We start from the raw sequence: 26,410 nt of genomic DNA, 5'->3' as shown, positions 1-26,410 counted from the left end.
AGTTCCTTACCTGATCAGCTCAGTACCGAAATGTCGGCCACGCCCAGGAACAGGCCCCGCAGCCGCGCCAGCAGCGCGTAGCGGTTGGCCCGTACATTGGCGTCCTCGGCATTGACCATCACCGCCTCGAAGAAGGCGTCCACCGGCTCGCGCAGGGCTGCCAGGCGGGCCAGGGTCTCGCTGTACTGGCGGGCAGCGGCCATGGGCTGTACAGCCTGGTCCGCTTGCTGGATCGCCGAGTACAGGGAGAACTCGTTGGCGTTGTCGAAGTACTTGGCTTCGATGGTGGTCGGCACATTGCCTTCGATCTTGCTCAGCAGGTTCGACACGCGCTTGTTCACCGCGGCCAGGGCGGCGGCTTCCGGCAGCTTGCGGAAGGCCTGCACGGCTTGCACGCGCTGGTCGAAGTCCAGGGCCGAACCCGGCTTCAGGGCACGCACCGAGAGGTAGGTGGCCACATCCACGCCTTCGTCTTCGTAACGGGCACGCAGGCGGTCGAAGATGAACTCCAGCACCTGGTCGGCCAGGCCGGCGGCCTTGACCTTGCTGCCGAAGGCGCTGACGGCGAAGGCCACGGCTTCGTTCAGGTCGAGGTCGAACTTCTTCTCGATCAGGATCCGCAGCACGCCCAGTGCCGCGCGACGCAGGGCGTAGGGGTCCTTGCTGCCGGTGGGCAGCATGCCGATGCCGAAGATCCCCACCAGGGTGTCCAGCTTGTCGGCGATGGCTACGGCGGCACCGGTCACGGTGCTGGGCAGCTCGGCACCGGCGCCACGGGGCATGTACTGCTCGTTCAGGGCCAGGGCTACATCTTCCGGCTCGCCGTCATTGAGGGCGTAGTAGTAGCCGGCGATGCCTTGCATCTCCGGGAACTCGCCGACCATCTCGGTGGCCAGGTCGCACTTGGACAGCAGGCCGGCACGGGCTGCGCGCTGGGCGTCGCCGCCGATGCGCGGGGCAATGAAGGCGGCCAGCTTGGAAACCCGCTCGGCCTTGTCGTAGACGCTGCCGAGTTTTTCCTGGAAGACCACGTTCTGCAGGCGCAGGTTGAAGTCTTCGAGCTTCTGCTTCTTGTCCTGCTTGAAGAAGAACTCGGCGTCGGTCAGGCGTGGGCGCACGACTTTCTCGTTGCCCTCGATGATCTGGCGCGGGTCCTTGCTCTCGATGTTGGCCACGGTGATGAAGCGCGGCAGCAGCTTGCCGTCCACGTCCAGCAGGCAGAAATACTTCTGGTTGTCCTGCATGGTGGTGATCAGGGCTTCCTGGGGCACTTCAAGGAAACGCTCCTCGAACGAGCACACCAGCGGCACTGGCCATTCCACCAGGGCGGTCACTTCGTCCAGCAGGTCCGCCGGGACGATCGCCGTGCCTTCCTGCAGGGTGGCCAGTTCTGCGGTGCGCTTGCTGATCAGCTCGCGACGCTCGTTGGCGTCGGCCAGCACGTAGGCGGCACGCAGGTCGGCCAGGTAGTTGGCCGGCGAAGTGATGCGCACGCTTTGCGGGTGGTGGAAGCGATGGCCGCGGGAGTCGCGACCGGCCTTCTGGGCCAGGATGGTGCAGTCGATGACGTCGTCACCCAGCAGCATCACCAGCCATTGGGTCGGACGCACGAACTCTTCCTTGCGCGCGGCCCAGCGCATGCGCTTGGGAATCGGCAGGTCGTTCAGCGAATCTTCGACGATGGTCGGCAGCAGGCTGGCGGTCGGCTTGCCCTTGATGCTCTGGCTGTAGCGCAGTTTCGGGCCGCTCTGGTCGATCTCGCTGAGTTCGACGCCGCACTTCTTGGCAAAGCCCAGGGCCGCCTGGGTCGGGTTGCCTTCAGCGTCGAACGCCGCCTGGCGTGGCGGGCCATCGAGGTTGATGCTGCGATCCGGCTGCTGGGTGGCCAGCTGGGTGATCAGGACCGCCAGGCGCCGTGGCGCGGCGTATACGTGCTTGGCCTGGAAGCTCAGGCCGGCGCTCTGCAGGCCTTTTTCGATGCCGGCCAGAAAGGCTTCGGCCAGGGTGTTCAGGGCTTTGGGTGGCAGTTCTTCAGTGCCCAGTTCAACCAGAAAATCTTGCGCACTCATTGTGCCGCCTCCAACTTAGCCAACACTTCATCACGCAGGTCCGGGGTCGCCATGGGGAAGCCCAGCTTGGCCCGGGCCAGCAGGTAGGCTTGCGCCACGGAACGCGCCAGGGTGCGCACACGCAGGATGTACTGCTGACGTGCGGTGACCGAGATTGCCCGGCGTGCATCCAGCAGGTTGAAGGTGTGCGAGGCCTTGAGGACCATTTCATAGCTCGGCAGCGGCAGCGGCTGATCCAGCTCGATCAGGCGCTTGGCTTCGCTTTCGTAGAAATCGAACAGTTCGAACAGCTTCTCGACGTTGGCGTGTTCGAAGTTGTAGGTCGACTGCTCCACTTCGTTCTGGTGGAACACATCGCCATAGGTGACCTTGCCGAACGGGCCGTCGGCCCACACCAGGTCGTATACCGAATCCACGCCCTGCAGGTACATGGCCAGGCGTTCCAGGCCATAGGTGATTTCACCGGTTACCGGGTAGCACTCGATGCCACCGGCTTGCTGGAAGTAGGTGAACTGAGTCACTTCCATGCCGTTGAGCCAGACTTCCCAGCCCAGGCCCCAGGCGCCCAGGGTCGGCGATTCCCAGTTGTCCTCGACGAAGCGGATGTCGTGCACCAGCGGGTCCAGACCCACGTGCTTCAGGGAACCCAGGTACAGCTCCTGGAAGTTCTCCGGGTTGGGCTTCAAGACCACCTGGAACTGATAGTAGTGCTGCAGGCGGTTGGGGTTTTCGCCGTAGCGGCCGTCAGTCGGGCGACGACTGGGCTGCACATAAGCGGCGTTCCAGGTTTCCGGGCCGATGGCCCGCAGGAAGGTAGCGGTGTGGAAAGTGCCGGCGCCTACTTCCATATCGTAGGGCTGAAGTACCACACAACCTTGCTCGGCCCAGTACTGCTGGAGGGCGAGGATCAAGTCTTGGAAGGTACGCACGGCTGGCGTAGGCTGGCTCACGAAATTCACCTGTTACTTGGGCTGCGATTTAAGGAGCGGGAGTATACCCGATTCAGTCCTGCGCACGCCCCCTGGAGCCTTATGCCACGCTGCTTTTGGTGTTCCGAAGATCCGCTGTACATGGCTTATCACGATCAGGAGTGGGGCGTGCCGCTGCGCGATGGGCAGCGCTTGTTCGAGTTGTTATTGCTCGAAGGGTTCCAGGCCGGGCTGTCATGGATCACCGTGCTGAAGAAGCGCGAGCACTATCGCCAGGTGCTGTTCGGCTTCGATGTGCAGCGCGTGGCGCAGATGAGCGATGCCGAGATCGACGACCTGATGCAGGACCCGGGCATCATCCGCAACCGCCTCAAGCTCAACGCCGCGCGGCGCAATGCCCAGGCCTGGCTGGAGCTGGAAGACCCGGTGGCCTTTCTCTGGGCCTTCGTCGGTGGCGTGCCGAAGATCAACCATTTCAAGGACCGCAGCGAAGTGCCGGCGGTGACACCGGAGGCCGAAGCCATGAGCCGCGGCTTGCGCAAGGCCGGCTTCACTTTCGTCGGCCCGACCATCTGTTATGCGCTGATGCAGGCCTCGGGGATGGTCATGGACCACACCCTGGACTGTGATCGCTACGCCATCCTGGCCGATGCGCGGTTAGAATAGCCGGCTGGCGACACGCTTCATGACCAAGATCAGGAGTCATTTGTGGATAAGTTCAAAGGCGCCCTGCTGGTGGGCGCTCTGCGGTTGTTTGCCCTGCTGCCCTGGCGCGCGGTGCAGGCGGTCGGCGCAGCCATCGGCTGGATCATGTGGAAGACGCCCAATCGTTCCCGCGAGGTGGTGCGCATCAACCTGGCCAAGTGTTTTCCACAGATGGACCCGGCGGAACGCGAGCGCCTGGTGGGCCAGAGCCTGAAGGACATCGGCAAGTCCCTGACCGAAAGCGCCTGCGCCTGGATCTGGCCGGCCGAGCGTTCCATTGCCCTGGTGCGTGAAGTCGAGGGCCTGGAGGTGCTCAAGGACGCCCTGGCCTCGGGCAAGGGCGTGGTCGGCATCACCAGCCACCTGGGCAACTGGGAAGTGCTCAATCACTTCTATTGCAGCCAGTGCAAACCGATCATTTTCTACCGTCCGCCCAAGCTCAAGGCGGTGGACGAACTGCTGCGCAAGCAGCGGGTGCAGCTGGGCAACCGCGTGGCGGCTTCCACCAAGGAAGGCATCCTCAGCGTCATCAAGGAAGTGCGCAAAGGGGGTGCAGTGGGCATCCCCGCCGACCCGGAACCGGCCGAATCCGCCGGGATCTTCGTGCCCTTCTTCGCCACCCAGGCCCTGACCAGCAAGTTCGTGCCGAACATGCTGGCCGGCGGCAAGGCGGTCGGCGTGTTCCTCCATGCCCTGCGCCTGCCCGACGGCTCGGGCTACAAGGTGATCCTCGAAGCGGCGCCGGAAGACATGTACAGCACTGATACCGAAACCTCCTGCGCGGCCATGAGCAAGGTGGTCGAGCGTTATGTGGGGGCCTATCCGAGCCAGTACATGTGGAGCATGAAACGCTTCAAGAAGCGCCCGCCTGGCGAGGCGCGCTGGTACTGAAGGAGCTGGCACGATCTGTGGATAATCCCCCACCGGGAGTTATCCACAGCACACCGAACAAGGGCGCAGAAGATGTCCGATCACCGCAAGTCGTTCCGCATCAAGATTTCCCACGAAAGCATCGGCGAATGCCTGGGGCAGACCCGCAACCTGTCCGCCAGCGGCGTCTATGTACAGAGCCCGGCCCTGGCAAGACTGCCCAAGGGCGCGGTGGTCTACGGCCAGGTGCAAGGCCTGCCGGTGACGGCGCCGCGGGTGCGCATGGAAGTGGTGCAAGTGGACGCTGAAGGGATCGCCCTGCGCTACCTGTGAAATCGCCCCGTCGCCGCTGCCGAGCTCGCGAGGCTGCGAAAAGGACCGAAGGGCCTTGCTTGGCGCTCTCTTATCGAGCCTGTGCGGGTCTTCAGAGCTAGCGAGCACTGCATCGCAGTGCCGCCCAGCTCGTTCTCAGCCTGCAGCAGCGGCTACCGAGCAGGGGTGGGGTCAGCCTTGAGACTGGCGGTCGAGTTTTTTCAGGAACACCGTCATTTCCTTTTCCGCCTGCTTGTCGCCGTGGCTCCGGGCCGCTTCCAGGCCCTGTTCCCAGGCCTGGCGCGCTGCCGGCAGGTCGCCCTGCCCCTGGCAGGCTTTGCCCAGCAACTTCCACGCCGCGGAATACTTGGGGTCGAAGGCCACGCAACGTTGCAGGTGCTCGGCGGCCTTGGCGAAATCGCCCTGATCCAGGTAACCCTTGCCCAGGCCGAAGCGCAGCAGGGCGTTATCCACACCCTTGGCGAGCATTTTTTCCAGGGATTCAAGCATCGTTGTCACTCCTGTGGGCTCATGTAGCCGCCGCAGGTTGCGATCAGGCCCGCAGGGCCTTCGCAAGGGCAGCGCCTGCTGCGCAGTCGATCGCAGCCTTCGGCAGCGGCTACAGAGTTGTTGATCAGAAGAAGCTCAGGCCGACGTGGAACAGTTTCTCCACGTCGCGGATGTGTTTTTTATCCACAAGGAACAGGATCACGTGGTCGCCGGCTTCGATCACCGTGTCGTCGTGGGCGATCAGCACTTCTTCGTCGCGAATGATCGCGCCGATGGTGGTTCCCGGCGGCAGGCCGATGTTCTCGATGGCGCGGCCGATCACCTTGCTCGACTTGGCGTCACCGTGGGCAATGGCCTCGATGGCTTCCGCCGCGCCCCGGCGCAGGGAGTGCACGCTGACGATATCGCCGCGGCGCACGTGGGCCAGCAGCGTGCCGATGGTGGCCAGTTGTGGGCTGATGGCGATGTCGATGTCGCCACCCTGGATCAGGTCGACATAGGCCGGGTTGTTGATGATGGTCATCACCTTCTTCGCACCCAGGCGCTTGGCCAGCAGCGAGGACATGATGTTGGCTTCGTCGTCGTTGGTCAGGGCCAGGAAGATATCGGCGTCGGCGATGTTCTCTTCCAGCAGCAGGTCGCGGTCCGAGGCGCTGCCCTGCAGCACCACGGTGCTGTCCAGGGTGTCGGAGAGATAGCGGCAGCGGGCCGGGTTCATCTCGATGATCTTCACCTGGTAGCGGCTTTCGATGGCCTCGGCCAGGCGCTCGCCGATCTGCCCGCCACCGGCGATGACGATGCGCTTGTAGGATTCCTCCAGGCGGCGCATCTCGCTCATCACCGCGCGGATGTGGGCCTTGGCGGCGATGAAGAACACTTCGTCGTCGGCCTCGATCACCGTATCGCCCTTGGGCATGATCGGCCGGTCGCGACGGAAGATCGCCGCCACCCGGGTATCGACGTTGGGCATGTGCTCGCGCAGCTGGCGCAGTTGCTGGCCCACCAGCGGGCCACCGTAGTAGGCCTTGACCGCCACCAGTTGCGCCTTGCCTTCGGCGAAGTCGATCACCTGCAGCGCACCGGGGTGCTCGATCAGGCGCTTGATGTAGTTGGTCACCACCTGCTCGGGGCTGATCAGCACGTCCACCGGGATCGCATCGTTGTCGAACAGCCCGGCGCGGGTCAGGTAGGCGGCTTCGCGCACCCGGGCGATCTTGGTCGGGGTGTGGAACAGGGTGTGGGCCACCTGGCAGGCGACCATGTTGGTCTCGTCGCTGTTGGTTACCGCCACCAGCATGTCGGCGTCGTCGGCGCCGGCCTGGCGCAGCACCGTCGGGAACGAGGCGCGGCCCTGCACGGTGCGGATGTCCAGGCGGTCGCCGAGGTCGCGCAGGCGTTCGCCGTCGGTGTCGACCACGGTGATGTCATTGGCTTCGCTGGCCAGGTGTTCCGCCAGCGTGCCACCCACTTGCCCGGCGCCGAGGATGATGATCTTCATCCAGTCACTCCCTTAAAACCGTTTAACCGCGTGCGGCGGCGATCTTGATCAACTTGGCGTAGTAGAAGCCGTCGTGGCCGCCTTCTTGCGCCAGCAACTGGCGCCCGTGGGGCTGCTTGAGGCCGGCCGCAGGCTGCCCCAGTTGGCCGCCGATGTCCAATTCACGAGCACCCGGGGTGCGGGCCAGGAAGGCCTCGATGACCTCGGTGTTCTCGGTAGGTAGCGTCGAGCAGGTGGCGTAGAGCAGGATGCCGCCCACTTCCAGGGCCTGCCACATGGCATCCAGCAGTTCGCCTTGCAGTTGCGCCAGGGCGGCGATGTCTTCGGGCTGGCGGGTCAGCTTGATATCCGGATGGCGGCGGATCACCCCGGTGGCCGAGCATGGCGCGTCCAGCAGGATCCGCTGGAACGGCTTGCCGTCCCACCAGGCCTGGGTGTCGCGGCCATCGGCGGCGATCAATTGGGCGTCGAGCCCCAGGCGGTCTAGGTTTTCCCGTACCCGCACCAGGCGCTTGGCTTCCAGGTCCACCGCCACCACGCCGGCCAGGGCCGGTTGCACTTCGAGGATGTGGCAGGTCTTGCCGCCCGGGGCGCAGCAGGCGTCCAGCACCCGTTGCCCCGGTGCCAGTTCCAGCAGCTCGGCGGCCAGTTGCGCGGCCTCGTCCTGCACACTGATCCAGCCTTCGGTAAAGCCTGGCAGGCTGCGTACATCCAAGGCTTCGTCGAGGACGATGCCGTCCTGGCTGTAGACGCAAGCCTTGGCCGCAACCCCCGCTTCGCTCAACAGGTTCAGGTAGGCATCGCGGGAGTGATGCCGGCGGTTGACCCGCAGGATCATCGGCGGGTGGGCGTTGTTGGCGGCGCAGATGGCCTCCCACTGCTGGGGCCAGAACGCCTTGAGGGATTTCTGCAACCAGCGCGGGTGCGCGGTGCGCACCACCGGGTCGTGCTCAAGCTCGGCCAGCAGCGTTTCACTTTCGCGTTGGGCGCGGCGCAGCACGGCATTGAGCAGGGCCTTGGCCCAAGGCTTTTTCAGCTTGTCGGCGCAGCCCACGGTTTCACCGATGGCTGCGTGGGCCGGAACCCGGGTGTAGAGCAACTGATAGAGGCCCACCAGCAGCAATGCTTCGACATCGGCGTCGGCTGCCTTGAACGGCTTCTGCAGCAGCTTGGTCGCCAGGGCAGACAGCCGTGGCTGCCAGCGCGCGGTGCCGAAGGCCAGGTCCTGGGTGAAGCCGCGATCCCGGGCCTCGACCTTGTCCAGTTGAATCGGCAGCGAGCTGTTGAGCGAGGCCTTGCCGTTGAGCACGGCGGTCAGCGCCTTGGCGGCGGCCAGGCGCGGGTTCATTGGGCCTCCGCTGCTGGGCCGAGCAGGGTGCCGATGGCGAATTTCTCGCGACGGCTGTTGAACAGGTCGCTGAAGTTCAGCGCCTTGCCCCCGGGCAGTTGCAGGCGGGTCAGGCACAGCGCCTGCTCACCGCAGGCAACGATCAGGCCGTCCTTGCTGGCGCCGAGGATTTCCCCCGGCGCGCCCTTGCCTTCGGCCAGGGTGGCGGCCAGCACTTTCAGCGCTTCGCCATTCAAGCTGCTGTGGCAGATCGGCCAGGGGTTGAAGGCCCGCACCAGGCGCTCCAGCTCCACGGCCGGGCGGCTCCAGTCGATGCGCGCCTCGTCCTTGTTCAGCTTGTGGGCGTAGGTGGCCAGGCTGTCGTCCTGGACTTCGCCTTCCAGGGTGCCGGCGGCCAGGCCTTCGATGGCTTGCAGCACTGCGGGCGGGCCCATCTCGGCCAGACGGTCGTGCAGGCTGCCGCCGGTATCTTCGGCGCTGATCGGGGTGCTGACCTTGAGCAGCATCGGCCCGGTGTCCAGGCCGGCTTCCATGCGCATCACGGTCACCCCGCTTTGCGCGTCACCGGCTTGCACCGCACGCTGGATCGGCGCGGCACCGCGCCAGCGTGGCAACAGCGAAGCGTGGCTGTTGATGCAACCCAGGCGCGGAATATCCAGCACCGCCTGGGGCAGGATCAGGCCGTAGGCCACCACCACCATCAGGTCCGGCTTGAGCGCTGCCAGCTCGGCCTGAGCCTCGGCATTGCGCAAGGTCGGCGGCTGTAGCACGGTGAGGTCGTTTTCCAGAGCAAGCTGCTTGACCGGACTGGGCATCAGCTTCTGCCCGCGCCCCGCCGGACGGTCCGGCTGGGTGTAGACCGCAACGATCTGGTAAGGGCTGTCGAGCAGGGCCTTGAGGTGTTCGGCGGCGAATTCGGGGGTGCCGGCGAAGACGATGCGCAGTGGCTCAGTCATGGGAATTCTCGATGTTAAACATGCGGAAAAGAAAAAGGCTTGCCGTGCAGGCTGTGTGAAAACTGCTGCGTTCGGCAAGACTGCGTTAAAAACAGGCTCGGAATGCTCATTTAGGGGCCTAAACTCCGCTTCCTCGCCTGTTTTTGCCTTGTCTTGCTCTCACTCGCGACTTTTTCACTCAGCCTGCTTGGCAAGCCTTTGCAAGACGGTCATCAAGCCTGCTGGCGATGCTGCTTTTCCAGCTTCTTCTTGATCCGGTCACGCTTGAGCGTGGACAGGTAGTCGACGAACAACTTGCCGTTCAGGTGGTCGCATTCGTGCTGGATGCACACGGCGAGCAAACCTTCGGCGATCAGCTCGTAGGGCTGGCCGTCGCGGTCCAGGGCCTTGATCTTGACCCGTTGCGGGCGGTCGACGTTTTCGTAGAAGCCCGGTACCGAAAGGCAGCCTTCCTGGTACTGGTCCATCTCGTCGGTCAGGGCTTCGAACTCGGGGTTGATGAACACCCGTGGTTCGCTGCGGTCTTCGGACAGGTCCATGACCACCACGCGTTTGTGCACGTTGACCTGGGTCGCCGCCAGACCGATGCCTGGGGCCTCATACATTGTTTCAAACATGTCGTCGACCAACTGACGCACTTCGTCGTCCACTACGGCCACTGGTTTGGCGATAGTGCGCAGGCGCGGATCAGGGAATTCGAGGATGTTTAAAATGGCCATAAGCGTAATTGCTACACGTGTGAAGTAAGGGCGGAGTCGGCGTCCGCGCAGGTTCTGGACCTGGGCCGCCGGTGCAAAACGTGCTCTGGGATGGAGCGAGCCGTGCAGGCTCTGGCGTTTCACGCGAACGCACATAATAAAGGGATTCAGCCCATGAGGAAATCACTGTTCGCCCTGCTGCTGGCGGGCTGGACCGCCATCGGCCAGGCCCAGGTGCAACTGCGGGACAGTTATCCACAGCACTACTGGGTGCAGCCGGGCGATACCCTGTGGAGCGTCGCCAGCCTGTATCTGCAGCAGCCCTGGCAATGGCGCGAGCTCTGGCCGGCGGGCTTCGCCGGGCAGATCTTCCCCGGCGACCGCCTGCAACTGGTGCGCAATGACGGCCCGCCACGCCTGCAGCTGGAGCGACCAGCGGCGCCGCCGACGGTCAAGCTCGCGCCCCAGGCCCGGCGCCTGCCCCCTGCCCCGATTCCGAGCATTCCCCTGCAAGCGATCAGCAGCTTCTTGCTGGACAACCGCATCGTCGATCAGCCCGGGGCCCTTGAGCAGGCGCCGTACATCGTGGCCGGCGAGGGCGAGCGGGTGCTGGGTGGCATGGGCGACCGGCTTTTCGCCCGTGGCCGGCTGGACCCTGAGCAGCCGGTCTATGAGCTGTTCCGCCAGGGCAAGATCTACCGCGACCCCCTGAGCCAGGAACTGCTGGGGGTCAACGCCGATGCCATTGGCAGCGCCCGGGTGGTGGCGAGCGAGGGTGACCTGGCCACCCTCACGTTGCAGAGCAGCAACCAGGAAGTGCGCCTGGGTGATCGCTTGCTGGCCGTCGATACCTCGGGGTTGCCGGGCTCCTTCAGCCCCAGTGCCCCGCAACGGCCGGTGGAAGGGCTGATCATCGACGTGCCCCGAGGGGTCACTCAGATCGGCGCCCTGGATGTGGTGACCCTCAACCGCGGGCGCCGCGACGGGCTGCTGGAGGGCAACGTGCTGGCGGTGATCAAGACCGGTGAAACCGTGCGCGACCGGCAGACCGGCGAGCCGCTGAAGATCCCCGACGAGGCGGCCGGCTGGCTGATGGTGTTCCGCAGCTACGACAGGCTCAGCTACGGATTGGTACTCAAGGCCACCCGTTCGCTGGCGGTGCTGGACAAGGTTCGCAACCCCTGAGGGAGATCTTTCCTCAACAAGTTACCAACAGAGTTATCCACAGCTTGTTCCAGCGCAGGCTGGAGCCCTGACGATCAAGGATGATCCATGTCGAACTCGATGAGCGGCAGCATTTCCCCGGCAGAACTGGAAGCCCGATTGCGCTTGCACGTTCTGCCCGAACTCGGGCCGATGCGCTTTCAGCGCCTGGTTCAGGCATTCGGTTGTGCTTCTAAAGCACTCAGTGCCCCGGCCAGTGCCTGGCGTTCCCTGGACCTGCCGCCAGCCTGCAGCGAGGCCCGGCGCAGCCCCCAGGTGCGCGACGGCGCCCGTCGCGCATTGGCCTGGATAGACAGCCAGGCCCAGCATTTGCTGATGTGGGACCAGCCCGGCTACCCACCCTTGCTGGCGCAACTCGAGGATGCGCCACCGCTGCTGTTCGTGGCCGGCGACCCCTCGATTCTCGAACGGCCACAGTTGGCGATGGTGGGCAGCCGTCGCGCATCGCGACCGGGTCTGGACACCGCCGGGGCCTTTTCCCGCAGCCTGGCCCGCGCCGGTTTTGTCATCACCAGCGGCCTGGCCCTGGGCATCGATGGCGCTGCCCATCAGGCGGCCCTGGAGGTTGGCGGGCGCACCGTGGGCGTGCTGGGCACTGGCCTGGAAAATTTTTATCCACAGCGGCACCGGGCCCTGGCCAGGGCCATGATCGACCAGGGCAGCGCGGTGGTTTCCGAGTTCCCCTTGGACACCCCGGCGCGTGCGGAACACTTCCCCCGGCGCAATCGAATCATCAGTGGCCTGTCCCTGGGCGTGCTGGTGGTGGAGGCCAGTGTCGCCAGCGGTTCGCTGATTACCGCGCGGCTGGCGGCGGAGCAAGGCCGCGAGGTGTATGCCATCCCCGGTTCTATCCACCACCCCGGTGCCCGGGGCTGCCATCAGTTGATCCGCGACGGCGCGGTGCTGGTGGAAAGCGTGCAGCACATCCTGGAGACCCTGGCCGGCTGGCAGAACCTGCCGCCCAGCGCCACGTTGCCGACAGCGGCCTGTACCCACCCGTTGCTGGCCTTGCTGCATGCGGCGCCCCACAGCAGCGAAGCCTTGGCCAGTGCCAGCGGCTGGCCCCTGCCCCGGGTGCTGGCGGCCCTGACCGAGCTGGAGATCGAAGGCCGTGCGGTCCATGAAAATGGGCGTTGGTATGCGCGTCTGAGCTAGGTTTTATAAGCAGGATCGGTAAACTGCGCACAGCTTTTATCTGGAGAGTCGGCAATGGTCAGCAGTTGGCGCGTGCAGCAAGCCGCACGAGAGATTCGCGCAGGGGCGGTGATTGCCTATCCAACCGAAGCGGTCTGGGGCCTGGGGTGCGATCCGTGGAATGAAGAGGCGGTGGATCGCCTGCTGGCGATCAAGTCACGGTCGGTGGACAAGGGCCTGATCCTGATCGCAGATAATATCCATCAGTTCGATTTCCTCTTCGAGGACTTCCCGGACACCTGGATCGATCGCATGTCCAGCACCTGGCCGGGGCCCAATACCTGGCTGGTGCCCCATCAGAACCTGTTGCCCGAGTGGGTCACCGGGGTCCATGACACGGTGGCGCTGCGGGTCAGCGACCATCCGCTGGTGCGTGAGCTGTGCTCACTGGTGGGCCCACTGATTTCCACCTCGGCCAACCCCCAGGGGCGCCCGGCGGCGCGCACGCGGCTGCGCATCGAGCAGTATTTCCGTGGGCAACTGGATCTGGTCCTCAGTGGCAGCCTGGGCGGGCGCAAAAACCCGAGCCTGATCCGTGACCTGGCTACCGGCAAGGTAGTTCGGCCTTCCTGAAGCGCATCGCCGGCAAGCCGGCTCCTACGATACTCGGTAGGAACCGGCTTGCCGGCGAAGGCGTTCAAGGCAGCAGCACAGTCGAGCCAGTCGTGCGTCGTGCCGCCAGTTCGATATGGGCCTTGGCCGCATCCGCCAGGGCGAAGCGTTGGCCAATCTCGATCTTCAGCTTGCCGCTGGCAATCATGCCGAACAGGTCGTCGGCCATGCGCTGCAGGTTCTCGGCATTGTTGGCGTAGCTGGCCAGGGTCGGCCGGGTCACGTACAGCGAGCCCTTGGCCGAGAGAATCCCCAGGTTGACCCCGTCCACTGCGCCAGAGGCGTTGCCGAAGCTGACCATCAGCCCGCGTGGGGCCAGGCAGTCCAGGGAGGTCAGCCAGGTGTCCTTGCCCACGCCGTCGTAGACCACCGGGCACTTCTTCCCGCCGGTCAGTTCCAGCACTCGCTGGGCCACGTCTTCATGGCTGTAGTCGATGGTTTCCCAGGCGCCCAGGGCCTTGGCGATGGCGGCCTTTTCCGGCGAGCTGACGGTACCGATCAGCTTTACCCCGAGGGCCTTGGCCCACTGGCAGGCCAGGGAGCCGACACCGCCGGCGGCGGCGTGGAACAGCACGGTCTCGCCGCCCTGCAGTTCATAGGTCTGGCGCAGCAGGTACTGCACGGTCAGGCCCTTGAGCATGACCCCGGCGGCCTGTTCGAAGCTGATGGCGTCCGGCAGGCGTACCAGGTTGGCTTCGGGCAACACATGCACATCGCTGTAGGCCCCCAGTGGGCCGCTGCCGTAAGCCACGCGGTCGCCGACCTTGAAACGGGTCACGGCACTGCCCACGGCCTCGACCACGCCCGCGCCTTCGGCCCCCAGGCCCGAAGGCAGGGCGGGCGGTGCGTAGAGACCGCTGCGGAAATAGGTGTCGATGAAGTTCAGGCCGATGGCCTTGTTGCTGACGCGAACCTGTTGCGGGCCCGGTTCCGCCGGTTGGTAATCCACATATTCGAGCACTTCGGGGCCGCCATGGGCGCGGAACTGGATACGTTTGGCCATCTGCATTCTCTCCTCGGACGTGTCGTGAAAGTGCTCTATCGGACTCCTCTGCTTGACCTTCGTCAACTGCGGAGCGCCCCGGCGCGGTGTTATGCTACGCGCCCATTTGCGCCGGCCCGTGCTCCATCCCTAGCGCCGCGTAGCTTTGCCCGATTCAAGGTGATGCCATGACTACCCGCACCGAGGCCGTGAAAGCCTACCTGCTCGACCTGCAAGACCGCATTTGCGCTGCACTGGAAACCGAAGACGGTGGCGCGCGCTTCATCGAGGACGCCTGGACCCGGCCTGCCGGTGGTGGCGGGCGTACCCGGGTGATCGGCGACGGTGCAGTGATCGAAAAGGGTGGGGTGAACTTCTCCCATGTATTCGGCAGCGGCCTGCCGCCATCGGCCAGTGCCCACCGGCCCGAGCTGGCCGGCCGTGGCTTCGAGGCCCTGGGCGTGTCCCTGGTGATCCACCCGCACAACCCCCATGTGCCGACCTCCCACGCCAACGTGCGGTTCTTCATCGCCGAGAAGGAAGGCGAAGAGCCGGTCTGGTGGTTCGGCGGCGGTTTCGACCTGACCCCCTACTACGGCAACATCGATGACTGCGTGCACTGGCACCGGGTTGCCGAGCGGGCCTGTGCGCCCTTCGGTGCCGACGTCTATCCGCGCTACAAGGCCTGGTGCGACAGCTATTTCCACATCAAGCACCGCAATGAACCGCGGGGCATTGGCGGCCTGTTCTTCGACGACCTGAACGAATGGGATTTCGACACCAGTTTCGCCTTCATGCGCGCCATCGGCGACGCCTACATCGAGGCCTACCTGCCCATCGTCCAGCGCCGCAAGGCCGCGGCCTACACCGCGCAGCAGCGGGAATTCCAGGAGTTCCGCCGGGGCCGCTACGTGGAGTTCAACCTGGTCTACGACCGTGGCACCCTGTTCGGCCTGCAATCGGGCGGGCGCACCGAGTCGATCCTCATGTCGCTGCCGCCACAAGTGCGCTGGGGCTATGACTGGAAGGCCGAGCCGGGCAGCGAAGAAGCGCGCCTGACCGAATACTTCCTGCAGGATCGCGACTGGCTGGCAGCCAGCAACTAAACCGCACCCACTGTGCAGAAGCCGGCTTGCCGGCGAAAAGGCCTTCAAGGCGGATGCGGTTCCTACCCCTGTGTTGAGCAAATGGGATGAGAGATGGATCAGTACGTTGTCTTTGGTAACCCGATCGGCCACAGCAAGTCGCCGCTGATCCATCGGCTGTTCGCCCAGCAGACTGGCCAGCAGCTGGAGTACAACACCTTGCTGGCGCCCCTGGACGACTTCGCCGGCACCGCTCGCAGTTTCTTCGCCCACGGGCGTGGGGCCAATGTCACGGTGCCGTTCAAGGAAGAGGCCTATCGCCTGTGCGACAGCCTGACCGAGCGGGCCCAGCGCGCCGGCGCGGTGAACACCCTGAGCAAGCAGGCCGACGGCCGCCTGCTGGGGGACAACACCGACGGCGCCGGGCTGGTGCGCGACCTGAAGGTGAACGCCGGGGTCAGCCTCAAGGGCAAGCGCATCCTTGTACTGGGGGCTGGCGGCGCGGTCCGTGGTGCCCTGGAGCCGTTGCTGGCCGAGCAGCCGGAGGCCTTGGTGATCGCCAATCGCACCGTGGAAAAGGCCGAGCTGCTGGCGGAGTTGTTCGCCGACCTGGGGCCGGTATCGGCCAGCGGCTTCGACTGGCTACAGGAATCGGTGGACCTGATCATCAATGCCACCTCCGCCAGCCTTTCGGGCGAGCTGCCGCCGATTGCCGGCAGCCTGATCGAGGCGGGCAAGACCGTGTGCTACGACATGATGTACGCCAAGGAGCCGACACCGTTCTGCCGCTGGGCCAGTGAACAGGGCGCGGCCCTGGTGCTGGATGGCCTGGGTATGCTGGCCGAGCAAGCGGCGGAAGCCTTCTACCTGTGGCGCGGCGTGCGCCCTGACAGCGCCCCGGTGCTGGCTGAACTGCGTCGCCAGTTGGCGCAGTAACCCCTCTCCCCTCGTAGGAGCTGGCTTGCCAGCGAAGGCGGCCTCAAGACTGGCGCCAGGTCCAAGGGCCTCTTCGCCGGCAAGCCGGCTCCTACGGATGGGGGTCAGTCTTCGAAGTGGATCGGACAGCGTTCCGGGCCCTCGAGCTTGATCAACTCTTCTTTCACCGCCTGCCGTGCCCGGCGCAAGATCAGGCTGCGCCCCTGGCGCCTGAGGCGGCGTGCTTCCTGGTGCAGCATCTCCACCCCTGAATAGTCGATGAAGTTGATTTGCCGTGCGTCGATCACCAGCCTGGGCGCGTGGCAGCGCTGCATGCGCACCTGCAAGTAATGGCTGGCGCCGAAGAAAATCGACCCGCCGACCCGCAGGATGTCTTCATCGCCTTCGCTGGACTGCTGCACCCGCGGTTGCGAAGTGCGCTTGAGGTAGAAGAACAGCGACGCCAGGACCCCGGCATAGATCGCGGTCTGCAACTCCAGGAGCAGGGTGGCGACGCAGGTCAGGCTCATCACCACGAACTCGGCGCGGCTGACCCGGAACAGCGCGCGAATGCCCCGGTGGTCCACCAGCCCCCAGCAGATCAGCAGGATGCTGCCGGCCATGGCCGGGATCGGGATATGGGCGATCAGCCCGGCGCCGGCCACGGCGAACAGCGCCACCCACAGCGCCGAGAACACCCCGGCCAGGGGCGAGCAGGCGCCGGCCTCGTAGCTCAAGCCGGAGCGGGTGAAGGAGCCCGAGGACAGGTAGCCGGAGAAAAACGCCCCGACCATATTCGACAGACCCTGGGCGCGGACTTCCTGGTTGGCGTCCAGCAACTGTTCCGAACGTGCTGACAGCGAGCGGGCAATCGACAGGCTGGTGACCAGCCCGAGCATGCCCACCGCCACTGCACTGGGCAGCAATCGCAGGATCAGTTCCAGGTCCAGGGGCAATGGGCTAAACGGCGGCAGCCGGCCGACGAAGGCGCTGACCAGTTGCACATGACCAAACACCCCTGGCAGCAGCCATACCACCAGGGCACTGAACACCAGGCTCAGCAGCAGGCCTGGCCAGCGCGGCGCCAGCAGCTTGAAGGCGACCCCCAGCGCCAGGGTGCCCAGCCCCAGCAGCAGCGAAGGCCGGTCCACCTCGCCCAGGTGCTGCAGCAACTGGCTCAGGCTGTTGAGGGCAGTGGCCTGGTTCGGCAGTTCCAGCCCCAGCAGATTGGGCAATTGGCCCAGGGCGATGACCACCGCCGCGCCGAGGGTGAAGCCCAGCACCACCGAGTGCGAGACGAAGTTCACCAGGGCGCCGAAGCGCAGCATTCCCAGCAGCCACTGGAAGACCCCGGCCAACAGCGTCAGGAGCAGGATCAGGGTGATGTAGTCCTCGGAGGCCGGCACCGCCAGGGGGCTGACGCTGGCATAGAGGACGATGGAGATCGCCGCCGTGGGGCCGCAGATCAGGTGCCACGATGAGCCCCACAGGCAGGCGATCAGCACCGGGACTATGGCCGCGTACAGCCCGTACTCCGGGGGCAGGCCGGCGATCAGGGCATAGGCGATGGATTGCGGCAGAGCGAGGATCGCGCCGCTCAGGCCCACCAGCAGGTCACGACCGACGCTGGCCCGGGTCTGGCGCGGCAGCCAGCTCAGCAAAGGCAGGAGAGATTGGCGGTCGGGCCAGGCCATGGTTCCTCACGGGTGGGTTGATTCAATGGGCCAGGGTAAAGCATTGCCAGGCTTTGGGTGCAGGAGCCGGCTTGCCGGCGAATGGCCGGCGCACCTCGGGCTACAACCTGCTCTTCACCGCTGCCAGGGCCTCTTTGTCATCAATGGTCCGCACTCCCTCCAGCCATTGCTCCAGCACTGCCGGGTGGGCCTTGATCCAGGCCTTGGCGGCCTCGGTGTTGCTGAGTTTGCTGTTGACCACCGCGGCCATGATGCTGTTCTCCATCTCCTGGGTAAACCGCAGGTTGCCCAGCAGTTTGCCGACGTTCGGGCAAGCCTGTGCATAACCCTTGCGGGTCAGGGTGTAGACGCTGCCGCTGGCGCCGAAGTACTTCTCGCCGCCGGTCAGGTAGCGCATTTTCAACTGCACGTTCATCGGGTGTGGAGTCCAGCCGAGGAAGGTGATGAAGCGCTGCTTTTTCGTGGCCCGGGACACCTCGGCGAGCATTGCCTGTTCACTGGACTCGATCAGCTTCCACTGGCCCAGGTTGAACTGGTTGTTCTTGATGATTTCCTGCAGCGACAGGTTGGCCGGCGCGCCGGAGCCGATGCCATAGAGCTTTTTATCGAACTTGTCGGCGAACCTGTCCAGGTCGGCAAAATCATGCACTCCGGCCTCCCACACATAGTCCGGCACCGCCAGGGTGAACTCGGTGCCTTCCAGGTTCTTGGCCAGCTGGGTGACGTCGCCATTGGCCACGAACTTGTCATAGAAGCCTTGCTGCGCCGGCATCCAGTTACCCATGAACACATCCACCCGGCCATCCTTCAGACCACCGAAGGTGATGGGCACGGCCAGGGTGTCGATCTTCGCCTTGTAGCCCATGCCGTCCAGCAGGAAGCCGGTGATGGCATTGGTGGCGGCGATATCGCTCCACCCCGGGTCGGCCATCTTCACGGTCTCGCACGAGTCGGCCCAAGCGGATGCGCTGCCCAGGGCCAGAAGCCCGAGCGTCAGTGCTGTGGATAACCTTTGCATGCTTTTCACCTTACGTTTTATTGGTTTTGGCAGGGTTGTGGATAACGGGCCTTGCGCTCCAGGTCATCGAGGTCGATGTGGTTGCGCATGTACTGCTGGCTGGCGTCTACCAGCGGCTGGTGGTCCCAGCTCTTGAGTTTGCCCCGGCTCAGGGCCTCGGCCACCAGCCGGCGGCGGCGCTGGCTGGCCAGGACTTGTTGGTGAATGCGCGGAATGTCCCACTTGGCCCGGGCCTCGGCCAGGAATGCGGCGAACAGCGGCCGATGCTCGGGCGATTGGCCAAGGTCGAAGCGCTCTTGCGGGTCGTGGTGCAGGTCGAAGAGTAGGCAGGGGTCGTCTTCGCTGTAGATGAACTTGTAGGCACCGCGGCGAATCATCATCAACGGGCCGATGGTGCCTTCGGCCATGTATTCGCCGAACACCTCGTCGTGCCCGCCCTGCCCCTGCAAGTGCGGGACCAGGGAGCGGCCATCCAGCGGCAGGTCGGGCTCGACTCGGCCGCCGGCCAGTTCCACCAGGGTCGGCAGCAGGTCGGCGGTGGAGACAGCGGCGCTGACCCGGCCGGCAGAGAACTGCCCCGGTGCACAGATCAGCAGTGGTACCCGGGCGGCCATTTCAAACCAGTGCATTTTGTACCAGAGGCCGCGCTCGCCGAGCATGTCGCCGTGGTCGCCGGAAAACACGATCAGCGTGTCGTCCGCCAACCCGGTGTCTTCCAGGGTCTGCAGCAGCTTGCCGACGTTGCTGTCGATGTAGCTGCAGGCGCCGAAGTAGGCGCGGCGCGCGTCGCGGATCTTATCCACAGGCAGCGGCTTGTCCCACAGGTCGTAGACCTTGAGCAGGCGCTGGGAATGCGGGTCCAGCTCGCTTTGGGGCGGGGTCTGCGGCAGTGGAATCTGGTCGTCGCGGTACAGGTCCCAGAAGGCCTTGGGAATGGTGTACGGATCGTGGGGGTGGGTCATGGAGACGGTGAGGCAGAACGGCTGGTCGCCGGCCTCGCGCACATGGTCGAACAGGTATTGCTGGGCCTTGAACACCACCTCCTCGTCGAAATCCAGCTGGTTGGTGCGTACACAGGGGCCGGCCTGCAGTACCGAGGACATGTTGTGGTACCAGCTGGGGCGCACATCGGGCTGGTCCCAGTTCACCGCCCAGCCATAGTCGGCGGGGTAGATATCGCTGGTCAGGCGCTCTTCATAACCGTGCAACTGGTCCGGGCCGCAGAAGTGCATCTTGCCCGAGAGCGCAGTGCGGTAGCCCAGGCGCCGCAGGTAGTGGGCGTAGGTGGGCACGTCGGCGGGGAAGTCCGCGGCGTTGTCGTAGGCGCCGATCCGGCTGGGCAACTGGCCGCTGACCAAAGTGAAGCGCGAGGGTGCGCACAAGGGGCTGTTGCAGTAGGCGGCGTCGAAGACCACGCCCTGAGCGGCCAGCCGGCTGAGGTGAGGCAGCTTGATCGGCGAGGGTCCGTAGAACGGCAGCAAGGGGGCGGCCATCTGATCGGCCATGATGAAAAGAATGTTCTTGCGCTTCATGGATTCGCGGCATTCCATAGTCGATGGTTATGCGAAAGTGCTGCAATCGAGCATGGATCCCATACCTTTGGTGGTAAAGCCCATGCACAGCAATGACTAGGATAAGCACAGCTTATGTATGAAGCCCTTGGCGACCTGTCCCTGGACCTGCTCCGGGTGTTTGAAGCAGCGGCCCGTTTGCGCAGCTTCACCGCCGCGGCGGTGGAACTGGGCACCACCCAGCCGGCTATCAGTCAGCAGATCAAGCGCCTGGAGGAACAGCTGGGGGTGCGCCTGTTCGACCGCATCTACCGGGGCATCGAGCTGACCGAGTCCGCCGCCTTGTTGCTGGAGCAGGTCCAGGCCGGCCTGCAGAGCATCGATGCCGGCCTCAGCGCCCTCAGCCAGCAGCATCAGCATGAGGTGTTGCAGGTGGCCACGGATTTCGCTTTCGCCGCCTATTGGCTGATGCCCCGCCTGCATCGCTTTCATGAGGCCAACCCCCAAGTGGATGTGAGCCTGGTTACCAGCGAGCGCAGCCACAGCATGCTGCGCAGCGATATCGACGTGGCGGTGCTGTTCGGCGACGGGCGCTTCAGGCAGGGGGAAAGCCACTGGCTGTTCAGCGAAGAAGTGTTTCCGGTGTGCAGCCCGCTGCTGCTCAAGGACCGTGTTGCGCCGTTGCCCGCCCCTTCCCTGCTGGAACTGCCGCTGCTGCACCTGCGGGGCGAAGGCAGCAACCACTGGTTCGACTGGAGCGGGGTATTTCGCGAGCTGGGCCTTGCGGGTGCGCCGGCCCCAGGGCAATTGCGCTTCGACAATTACACCCTGCTGATCCAGGCGGCCATCGGCGGCCAGGGCGTGGCCATCGGCTGGCGTCACCTGGTGGATGACCTGCTGGAGCAGGGCCTGCTGTGCCGGCCCATCGCCGAGCGCGCGCTGTCCGCCTACGGCTATTACGTGGTGCTGCCCCAGCGCAAGCGCCGCGGCCCGCTGATCCAGCGTTTCGTCGACTGGCTGATGAGCGAGCAGGCCGGCAGCGCCCAGAGCCTCAAGGGGCTGGCGCTGCCGTCCATTGCCCGCTAGGTGGCGGCCTGGGGTTGGGTGGCGATGAAACTCACATGCTCGCGCAGGTGCAGATTCAGGCGCAGCTCGTCGCTGATGCCGATTGCCACGCCGTTGAGCCGTCGCAGCGGCTCGGCAAGCCCCGGCTCGAGGCTGTCGCCAACCTGGTTGAAATGCTCGATGCCCAGCCCGGCCACGCCCCGTGGCGCATTGATCAGGGTCCAGTCCAGCGCGCTGCTGTGCAATGCATCGAGGATTTCCTGCGCGGCATGGTGAGGCAGGCTGGTGCTGGAGGGCGGGTTGTCGAGGACGCTGAACTGCCCCACCAGCATCAGCCGGCGGATGCCGGCGCCCTGCATGCCTTCGATCAGGGCATCCACCGCTCGTACCTGGTTCACCGGGTCGGGGGCCTGGCCGGGCGTGGTGCTGCCGGGCAGATCGGGGGCATCCAGCAGGCAGATCACCGCCGAGCTACCGGCTACGCTCTGCTTGACCCGGTCCGGGTCGAACAGGTCGCCGCCCTTGGCACGCAGGCCTGGGCGCGGGGCCAGCGCGGTGAGGTCGTCGAGAATGGCAATCACCTCATGCTGGCGCCTCAGGCTCTCTGCCATCAACGCACTGCCCAGGCTGCTCATGGCACCATAGAGCACCAGTTTGACTACCGGAGTTTCGGCATTTTTCATGGCCTGGCTTCCTTATTTTCCACAGGTACCGGTTGTGACCTGTGGCGAGCCTTGAGGGTTCGTCTTGATTGCGAGGGTTTGCATGCAACGGATCAAGGGCTACCACGCCCATGTCTACTTTGACGCCAGTACCATCGACCAGGCTCGGGCCTTGTGCGAGCAGGCGGCGCAGCTGTTCGAACTGAAAATGGGCCGGGTCCACGAGCGGCCGGTGGGGCCGCATCCGGACTGGAGCTGCCAGTTGGCGTTCGGCCCCGAGGTGTTTGCCCAGGTGGTGCCGTGGCTGGCCCTCAATCGCCAGGGGCTGGTGGTGTTCCTGCATCCGGATACCGGTAACGACCTGCTGGACCACACCGACCATGCGATCTGGATGGGGGCTGTGCGGCCCCTGGACCTGAGGGGGTTCTGAGGGCGGCGGACCCCGGCAAGCCGGCTCCTGCGGGGCCGGCGGGTCGGGGAAGGTCAGTAGAGCACGCCGTCGAGGATCTCGTAGACGATGCCGGTGCCCACGGCGATCAGCACGATGTCGCCCCCCATGCGCCGCCATTCGTACCCTGGGTACACCGGCAGGCGCGACAGGGCCCGGGGCTCCAGGCGTTCGCCGTAGTAGCCGCGCGGCAGTGGCTGGCCACGCACCAGGTGGATGCCCGGAGGCGGCGGTGCGCCCCGGACGAAGTAGCCGTGGTTGTCGCGGATGGTCTGGCGCACCGGGCCGAAATCCCGGGGCGGGCCGCCGCGGCGGTCATCCCCCGGGCCGCGGTGCTCGTCGCCACGGTTGTCCCAATGGCCCTGTTGTGGCCCGCCACGATCATAGCCGCCGCGCTCGTCGGCCATGACCTGCAGCAACGGGCTGGCGCTGAGCATCAGCACCGCGGCACCGGCAATCAGACGTTTGGGCATTTTCATCAGGTATTCCTCGCAACACATACAGCAAAAAGGGGGTCGCCACCTTGGTCGCGAACCCCCGGGTCTTGCTATTTAGTCTGTGTGCGAAAGGGCTAATTCCTCTGTATCAGGAACTTTACCTTCAGCTGACGCGAGCCTTACGTACGCCTTCGGACAGCGCCGCACACAGGCTCAGCACCCCATCCACCGCCTGCTCGGCAGACTCGGCGCTGGCGATGTGGTCGATCAGCGCCGAGCCCACCACCACGCCGTCGGCGAGGCGAGCGATGGCAGCGGCCTGCTCCGGGGTGCGGATGCCGAAACCGATGCTGATGGGCAGGTCGGTGTGGCGACGCAGGCGGGCCACGGCTTCTTCCACGTGTTCCAGGGTGGCGGCGCCGGCACCGGTGACCCCGGCCACGGAAACGTAGTAGACGAAACCGGAGCTGCCGTTGAGCACCTTGGGCAGGCGCGCGTCGTCGGTGGTCGGTGTGGTCAGGCGGATGAAGTCGATGCCGGCGGCCTGGGCCGGGTCGCACAGCTCGCTGTTATGTTCCGGCGGCATGTCCACCACGATCAGGCCATCGACACCGGCGGCCTTGGCGTCGGCGATGAAGCGCGGTACGCCGTAGTGGTGGATCGGGTTGAAGTAGCCCATGAGCACCAGTGGGGTGTCGCTGTTGCCTTCGCGGAACTCGCGAACCATCTGCAGGGTTTTCGCCAGGTTTTGCTTGGCCCCCAGGGCACGGATGTTGGCCAGCTGGATCGCCGGGCCGTCGGCCATCGGGTCGGTGAAGGGCATGCCCAGCTCGATCACGTCGGCGCCCGCTGCGGGCAGCCCCTTGAGGATCGCCAGGGAGGTGTCGTAGTTCGGGTCGCCGGCGGTGACGAAAGTCACCAGGGCGGCGCGGTTTGCTTCCTTCAGCTCGGCAAAACGGGTTTGCAGGCGGCTCATCAGTGTTTCTCCTGCTGGGACTGTTGCATGTGGTGCATCACGGTTTGCATGTCTTTGTCGCCACGGCCCGAGAGGTTGACCACCATCAGGTGATCCTTGGGCAGGTTCGGTGCGCGCTTGAAGACTTCGGCCAGGGCATGGGCGCTTTCCAGGGCCGGGATGATGCCTTCCAGGCGGCAGCACTGGTGGAACGCGGCCAGGGCTTCGTCGTCGGTCACCGAGGTGTATTCGACGCGGCCAATATCGTGCAACCAGGCGTGTTCCGGGCCGATGCCGGGGTAGTCCAGGCCGGCGGAAATCGAGTGGGCGTCGATGATCTGGCCATCGTCGTCCTGCAGCAGGAAGGTGCGGTTGCCGTGCAGTACGCCGGGTACGCCGCCGTTGAGGCTGGCGGCGTGCTTGCCGGTCTCGATGCCGTAGCCGGCGGCTTCGACGCCAATGATTTCGACGCTCTTGTCGTCAAGGAAAGGGTGGAACAGGCCCATGGCGTTGGAACCGCCACCGATGCACGCCACCAGGCTGTCCGGCAGGCGGCCTTCCTGGGCTTGCATCTGCTCGCGGGTTTCCTTGCCGATGACCGCCTGGAAGTCGCGGACCATGGCCGGGTACGGGTGCGGGCCGGCGACGGTGCCGATCAGGTAGAAGGTGCTGTCGACGTTGGTCACCCAGTCACGCAGGGCTTCGTTCATCGCGTCCTTCAGGGTGCCGGTGCCGGCCACCACCGGGATCACTTCGGCGCCCAGCAGCTTCATGCGGAACACGTTGGCCTGTTGGCGCTCGATGTCGGTGGTGCCCATGTAGATCACGCAATCCAGGCCAAAACGCGCGGCCACGGTGGCGGTGGCCACGCCATGCATGCCGGCGCCGGTCTCGGCGATGATGCGTTTCTTGCCCATGCGCCGCGCCAGCAGGATCTGGCCGATGCAGTTGTTGATCTTGTGCGCGCCGGTGTGGTTCAGCTCTTCGCGCTTGAGGTAGATCTTGGCGCCGCCGCAGTGCTCGGTCAGGCGTTCTGCGAAGTACAGCGGGCTGGGGCGGCCGACGTAATCGCGTTGGAAGTAGGCCAGTTCCTTGAGGAATTCCGGATCTTCCTTGGCCTTTTCGTATTCGCGGGCCAGGTCGAGGATCAGCGGCATCAGGGTTTCGGCCACGTAACGGCCGCCGAATGCGCCGAACAGGCCGTTGTCGTCAGGGCCATTGCGTAATTGGGACTGGGTCATTGCAGCGCTCCCGGGGGAAGTTTGGAGAAAGAAGGCTTGGTGGAAAGACCGCTTCGTAGAAACACAATGGAGCCCACTCTACCCCTGACATCCGATGCTGAAAACCGATAAGATCGCCGCAACCTGTCAGGAAAACTCACAGATAAAATGAGCCGCGACCTGCCTCCCCTGAATGCCCTGCGGGCCTTCGAAGCCACTGCCCGGCTCAATAGCGTCAGCCAGGCGGCCGAACAGCTGCACGTCACCCACGGCGCGGTCAGCCGGCAGTTGAAGGTGCTTGAAGAACACCTGGGGCTGAGCCTTTTCGTCAAGGACGGCCGTGGCCTTAAACTCACAGATGCCGGCATTCGCCTGCGCGATGCCAGCAGCGAGGCCTTCGAGCGCCTGCGGGATGTCTGCGCCGAGCTGACCCAGGGCAGCGCCGATGCGCCCTTTGTGCTGGGCTGTTCCGGAAGCCTGCTGGCGCGCTGGCTGATCCCGCGCCTGGGGCGCCTGAACGCCGACCTGCCGGACCTGCGCCTGCACCTTTCGGCCGGTGAAGGCGACCTCGACCCCCGGCGCCCGGGCCTGGATGCCTTGCTGGTCTTTGCCGAACCGCCCTGGCCGGCGGACATGCAGGTCTATGAACTGGCCAGCGAACGCATCGGCCCCGTGCTCAGCCCGCGTTATGGCGGTTATCCACGCCTGCGGCAGGCGCCGGCTGCCGTCCTGGCCAGCGAGGCCCTGCTGCACACCACTTCCCGCCCCCAGGCCTGGCCCAGTTGGGCACGGCGCAACGGCCTGAACCCCGAAACATTGAAGTACGGGCAGGGTTTCGAGCATCTGTATTACTTGCTGGAGGCGGCCGTGGCGGGCCTGGGGGTGGCAATTGCCCCGCAGCCGCTGGTGGCCGAGGACTTGCTGGCGGGCAGGCTGGTTGCGCCCTGGGGTTTTTCCGACACCCCGGGGCAACTGGCGCTGTGGTTACCCAAGCGCGCCGCGGATGGGCGCGCCCGGCAATTGGCGCAGTGGCTGGAAAACGAACTGCGCCAGCAGCTTTAGTCGCCGCGCTTGCACAGCAGATAGGCGGCCAGCAGGCCAATGGCACCCACGGCGATCCCGGCGGTGGTCCAGGGGTGTTCCTGGGCGTAGTCGCGGGTCGCGATCCCGGTTTCACGGGTTTTCACTTTGACTTCCTCGTAGGCGTCGCTGAGCAGGCTGCGCGAATGCTTCAGCGCGCTTTCGGCATTGCTCTTGAGCGCCTTGAGGGTCTTGCGCGACTCGTCGGAGGCATCGTCCTTCAGGCTTTCCAGCGATTTGAGCAGGCTGGAGATTTCGGCTTCCATACTTTCCAGTGAGGCTTTGCGTAACGAGGTGTTGGCCATGTCGGCTCTCCTGCAGGGTGGTGAATGGACTGTGTAGGTTCCGACTGCGGCGTGTTGGGAAAGTGCAGAAAATCTGAACTTAGCCCTGGGGGCAGGCGCCACAAGTAA

Annotated in this window: 27 protein-coding genes; 11 read left to right on the top strand and 16 right to left on the bottom strand. The window is 65.1% G+C overall.

What is annotated here, in order from left to right; genetic code table 11:
- Positions 1 to 14: 14 nt before the first annotated feature.
- Complete coding sequence (gene glyS, locus KCG88_RS16810) at positions 15 to 2,069, bottom strand: glycine--tRNA ligase subunit beta (protein ID WP_047290170.1); 2,055 nt, start codon at positions 2,067 to 2,069, stop codon at positions 15 to 17.
- Positions 2,066 to 3,019, bottom strand: coding sequence for a glycine--tRNA ligase subunit alpha (glyQ, locus tag KCG88_RS16805; RefSeq protein ID WP_003177094.1), 954 nt, complete (start codon positions 3,017 to 3,019; stop codon positions 2,066 to 2,068). Before glyQ ends, glyS begins: the two co-directional genes overlap by 4 nt.
- An 81-nt stretch (positions 3,020 to 3,100) precedes the next feature.
- On the opposite strand from glyQ, the gene tag reads away from it, so the two are divergent.
- The 3 genes from tag (at position 3,101) to KCG88_RS16790 (ending at position 4,906) form a co-directional block, all read left to right on the top strand.
- Entirely contained in the window at positions 3,101 to 3,664 is a 564-nt protein-coding gene (gene tag, locus KCG88_RS16800; protein ID WP_047290171.1) for a DNA-3-methyladenine glycosylase I, read from the top strand.
- Between the two features lie 42 nt (positions 3,665 to 3,706).
- Positions 3,707 to 4,594: a lysophospholipid acyltransferase gene (locus KCG88_RS16795; RefSeq protein WP_011058405.1), complete on the top strand. Its 888-nt coding sequence runs from the start codon at positions 3,707 to 3,709 to the stop codon at positions 4,592 to 4,594.
- Positions 4,595 to 4,666: 72 nt separating this feature from the next.
- On the top strand, positions 4,667 to 4,906 hold the full coding sequence (locus KCG88_RS16790; RefSeq protein WP_011058406.1) for a PilZ domain-containing protein: 240 nt from the start codon (positions 4,667 to 4,669) through the stop codon (positions 4,904 to 4,906).
- 171 nt (positions 4,907 to 5,077) lie between these two features.
- Here the strand turns inward: KCG88_RS16790 and KCG88_RS16785 are convergent, their stop codons facing one another.
- The 5 genes from KCG88_RS16785 to def all read right to left on the bottom strand — a co-directional run bounded on the left by KCG88_RS16785 (position 5,078) and on the right by def (position 9,916).
- Positions 5,078 to 5,395, bottom strand: coding sequence for a tetratricopeptide repeat protein (locus KCG88_RS16785; protein WP_047290172.1), 318 nt, complete (start codon positions 5,393 to 5,395; stop codon positions 5,078 to 5,080).
- Between the two features lie 124 nt (positions 5,396 to 5,519).
- Complete coding sequence (gene trkA, locus KCG88_RS16780) at positions 5,520 to 6,893, bottom strand: Trk system potassium transporter TrkA (RefSeq protein WP_011058408.1); 1,374 nt, start codon at positions 6,891 to 6,893, stop codon at positions 5,520 to 5,522.
- 22 nt (positions 6,894 to 6,915) lie between these two features.
- Positions 6,916 to 8,241 carry a 16S rRNA (cytosine(967)-C(5))-methyltransferase RsmB gene (rsmB, locus tag KCG88_RS16775; protein ID WP_210712752.1) on the bottom strand — a complete coding sequence of 442 codons (1,326 nt, stop codon included), beginning with the start codon at positions 8,239 to 8,241 and terminating at the stop codon, positions 6,916 to 6,918.
- Positions 8,238 to 9,197 (bottom strand): methionyl-tRNA formyltransferase, encoded by a 960-nt coding sequence (gene fmt / locus KCG88_RS16770; protein ID WP_210712751.1) that lies wholly within the window; start codon positions 9,195 to 9,197, stop codon positions 8,238 to 8,240. The genes rsmB and fmt overlap by 4 nt, the downstream gene beginning before the upstream one ends.
- 212 nt (positions 9,198 to 9,409) lie before the next feature.
- A complete protein-coding gene (gene def / locus KCG88_RS16765) occupies positions 9,410 to 9,916 on the bottom strand; it encodes a peptide deformylase (protein ID WP_011058411.1) in 507 nt (168 codons plus the stop codon).
- 153 nt (positions 9,917 to 10,069) lie between these two features.
- Here def and KCG88_RS16760 point away from each other — a divergent pair, with 153 nt between their 5' ends.
- The 3 genes from KCG88_RS16760 to KCG88_RS16750 all read left to right on the top strand — a co-directional run bounded on the left by KCG88_RS16760 (position 10,070) and on the right by KCG88_RS16750 (position 12,886).
- Entirely contained in the window at positions 10,070 to 11,080 is a 1,011-nt protein-coding gene (locus tag KCG88_RS16760) for a LysM domain-containing protein (RefSeq protein ID WP_210712750.1), read from the top strand.
- Positions 11,081 to 11,167: 87 nt separating this feature from the next.
- The gene (dprA, locus tag KCG88_RS16755) at positions 11,168 to 12,274 is read left to right on the top strand and encodes a DNA-processing protein DprA (RefSeq protein ID WP_210712749.1); all 1,107 of its coding nucleotides are present in this window, start codon (positions 11,168 to 11,170) and stop codon (positions 12,272 to 12,274) included.
- 54 nt (positions 12,275 to 12,328) lie between these two features.
- Positions 12,329 to 12,886 carry an L-threonylcarbamoyladenylate synthase gene (locus KCG88_RS16750; protein ID WP_011058414.1) on the top strand — a complete coding sequence of 186 codons (558 nt, stop codon included), beginning with the start codon at positions 12,329 to 12,331 and terminating at the stop codon, positions 12,884 to 12,886.
- A 64-nt stretch (positions 12,887 to 12,950) separates the two neighbouring features.
- Here the strand turns inward: KCG88_RS16750 and KCG88_RS16745 are convergent, their stop codons facing one another.
- Positions 12,951 to 13,928, bottom strand: a complete 978-nt coding sequence (locus tag KCG88_RS16745; protein WP_210712748.1) for an NADPH:quinone reductase — start codon at positions 13,926 to 13,928, stop codon at positions 12,951 to 12,953.
- Positions 13,929 to 14,095: 167 nt separating this feature from the next.
- On the opposite strand from KCG88_RS16745, the gene hemF reads away from it, so the two are divergent.
- On the top strand, positions 14,096 to 15,013 hold the full coding sequence (hemF, locus tag KCG88_RS16740) for an oxygen-dependent coproporphyrinogen oxidase (RefSeq protein ID WP_011058416.1): 918 nt from the start codon (positions 14,096 to 14,098) through the stop codon (positions 15,011 to 15,013).
- A gap of 93 nt (positions 15,014 to 15,106) precedes the next feature.
- On the top strand, positions 15,107 to 15,928 hold the full coding sequence (gene aroE, locus KCG88_RS16735; protein WP_015633620.1) for a shikimate dehydrogenase: 822 nt from the start codon (positions 15,107 to 15,109) through the stop codon (positions 15,926 to 15,928).
- Between the two features lie 104 nt (positions 15,929 to 16,032).
- Here the strand turns inward: aroE and KCG88_RS16730 are convergent, their stop codons facing one another.
- From KCG88_RS16730 to betC, 3 genes are all read right to left on the bottom strand, one after another.
- Positions 16,033 to 17,601 carry a SulP family inorganic anion transporter gene (locus tag KCG88_RS16730; RefSeq protein WP_047290178.1) on the bottom strand — a complete coding sequence of 523 codons (1,569 nt, stop codon included), beginning with the start codon at positions 17,599 to 17,601 and terminating at the stop codon, positions 16,033 to 16,035.
- 100 nt (positions 17,602 to 17,701) lie between these two features.
- Positions 17,702 to 18,619 carry a choline ABC transporter substrate-binding protein gene (gene choX, locus KCG88_RS16725; RefSeq protein ID WP_210712747.1) on the bottom strand — a complete coding sequence of 306 codons (918 nt, stop codon included), beginning with the start codon at positions 18,617 to 18,619 and terminating at the stop codon, positions 17,702 to 17,704.
- A gap of 17 nt (positions 18,620 to 18,636) precedes the next feature.
- The gene (betC, locus tag KCG88_RS16720; protein WP_047290180.1) at positions 18,637 to 20,151 is read right to left on the bottom strand and encodes a choline-sulfatase; all 1,515 of its coding nucleotides are present in this window, start codon (positions 20,149 to 20,151) and stop codon (positions 18,637 to 18,639) included.
- Between the two features lie 114 nt (positions 20,152 to 20,265).
- On the opposite strand from betC, the gene KCG88_RS16715 reads away from it, so the two are divergent.
- Entirely contained in the window at positions 20,266 to 21,216 is a 951-nt protein-coding gene (locus KCG88_RS16715) for a LysR family transcriptional regulator (RefSeq protein ID WP_047338208.1), read from the top strand.
- On the opposite strand, the gene KCG88_RS16710 is transcribed toward KCG88_RS16715, so the two are convergent.
- A complete protein-coding gene (locus KCG88_RS16710; RefSeq protein WP_210712746.1) occupies positions 21,213 to 21,878 on the bottom strand; it encodes an NAD(P)H-binding protein in 666 nt (221 codons plus the stop codon). The two genes, KCG88_RS16715 and KCG88_RS16710, sit on opposite strands and share 4 nt — an antisense overlap.
- Before the next feature lie 82 nt (positions 21,879 to 21,960).
- On the opposite strand from KCG88_RS16710, the gene KCG88_RS16705 reads away from it, so the two are divergent.
- A complete protein-coding gene (locus tag KCG88_RS16705; RefSeq protein ID WP_210712745.1) occupies positions 21,961 to 22,287 on the top strand; it encodes a DOPA 4,5-dioxygenase family protein in 327 nt (108 codons plus the stop codon).
- A gap of 53 nt (positions 22,288 to 22,340) precedes the next feature.
- Here KCG88_RS16705 and KCG88_RS16700 read toward each other — a convergent pair whose 3' ends face one another.
- From KCG88_RS16700 to trpB, 3 genes are all read right to left on the bottom strand, one after another.
- Positions 22,341 to 22,784, bottom strand: coding sequence for an anti-virulence regulator CigR family protein (locus tag KCG88_RS16700; protein WP_047290184.1), 444 nt, complete (start codon positions 22,782 to 22,784; stop codon positions 22,341 to 22,343).
- A 121-nt stretch (positions 22,785 to 22,905) separates the two neighbouring features.
- Entirely contained in the window at positions 22,906 to 23,718 is an 813-nt protein-coding gene (gene trpA, locus KCG88_RS16695; protein ID WP_047290185.1) for a tryptophan synthase subunit alpha, read from the bottom strand.
- Positions 23,718 to 24,938, bottom strand: a complete 1,221-nt coding sequence (gene trpB / locus KCG88_RS16690; RefSeq protein ID WP_011058426.1) for a tryptophan synthase subunit beta — start codon at positions 24,936 to 24,938, stop codon at positions 23,718 to 23,720. The genes trpA and trpB overlap by 1 nt, the downstream gene beginning before the upstream one ends.
- Positions 24,939 to 25,085: 147 nt before the next feature.
- Here trpB and KCG88_RS16685 point away from each other — a divergent pair, with 147 nt between their 5' ends.
- The gene (locus KCG88_RS16685; RefSeq protein WP_047290187.1) at positions 25,086 to 25,979 is read left to right on the top strand and encodes a LysR family transcriptional regulator; all 894 of its coding nucleotides are present in this window, start codon (positions 25,086 to 25,088) and stop codon (positions 25,977 to 25,979) included.
- Here KCG88_RS16685 and KCG88_RS16680 read toward each other — a convergent pair.
- Complete coding sequence (locus KCG88_RS16680) at positions 25,976 to 26,302, bottom strand: DUF883 family protein (RefSeq protein WP_047290188.1); 327 nt, start codon at positions 26,300 to 26,302, stop codon at positions 25,976 to 25,978. The genes KCG88_RS16685 and KCG88_RS16680 overlap by 4 nt on opposite strands.
- Between the last annotated feature and the right edge of the window lie 108 nt (positions 26,303 to 26,410).

Source organism: Pseudomonas sp. MWU349 (genome assembly GCF_017947325.1).
GTDB classification, from domain to species: Bacteria; Pseudomonadota; Gammaproteobacteria; order Pseudomonadales; family Pseudomonadaceae; genus Aquipseudomonas; species Aquipseudomonas protegens.
Note: the sequence above shows the minus strand (reverse complement) of the source record. Positions and strands in the feature narration are given on the sequence as shown.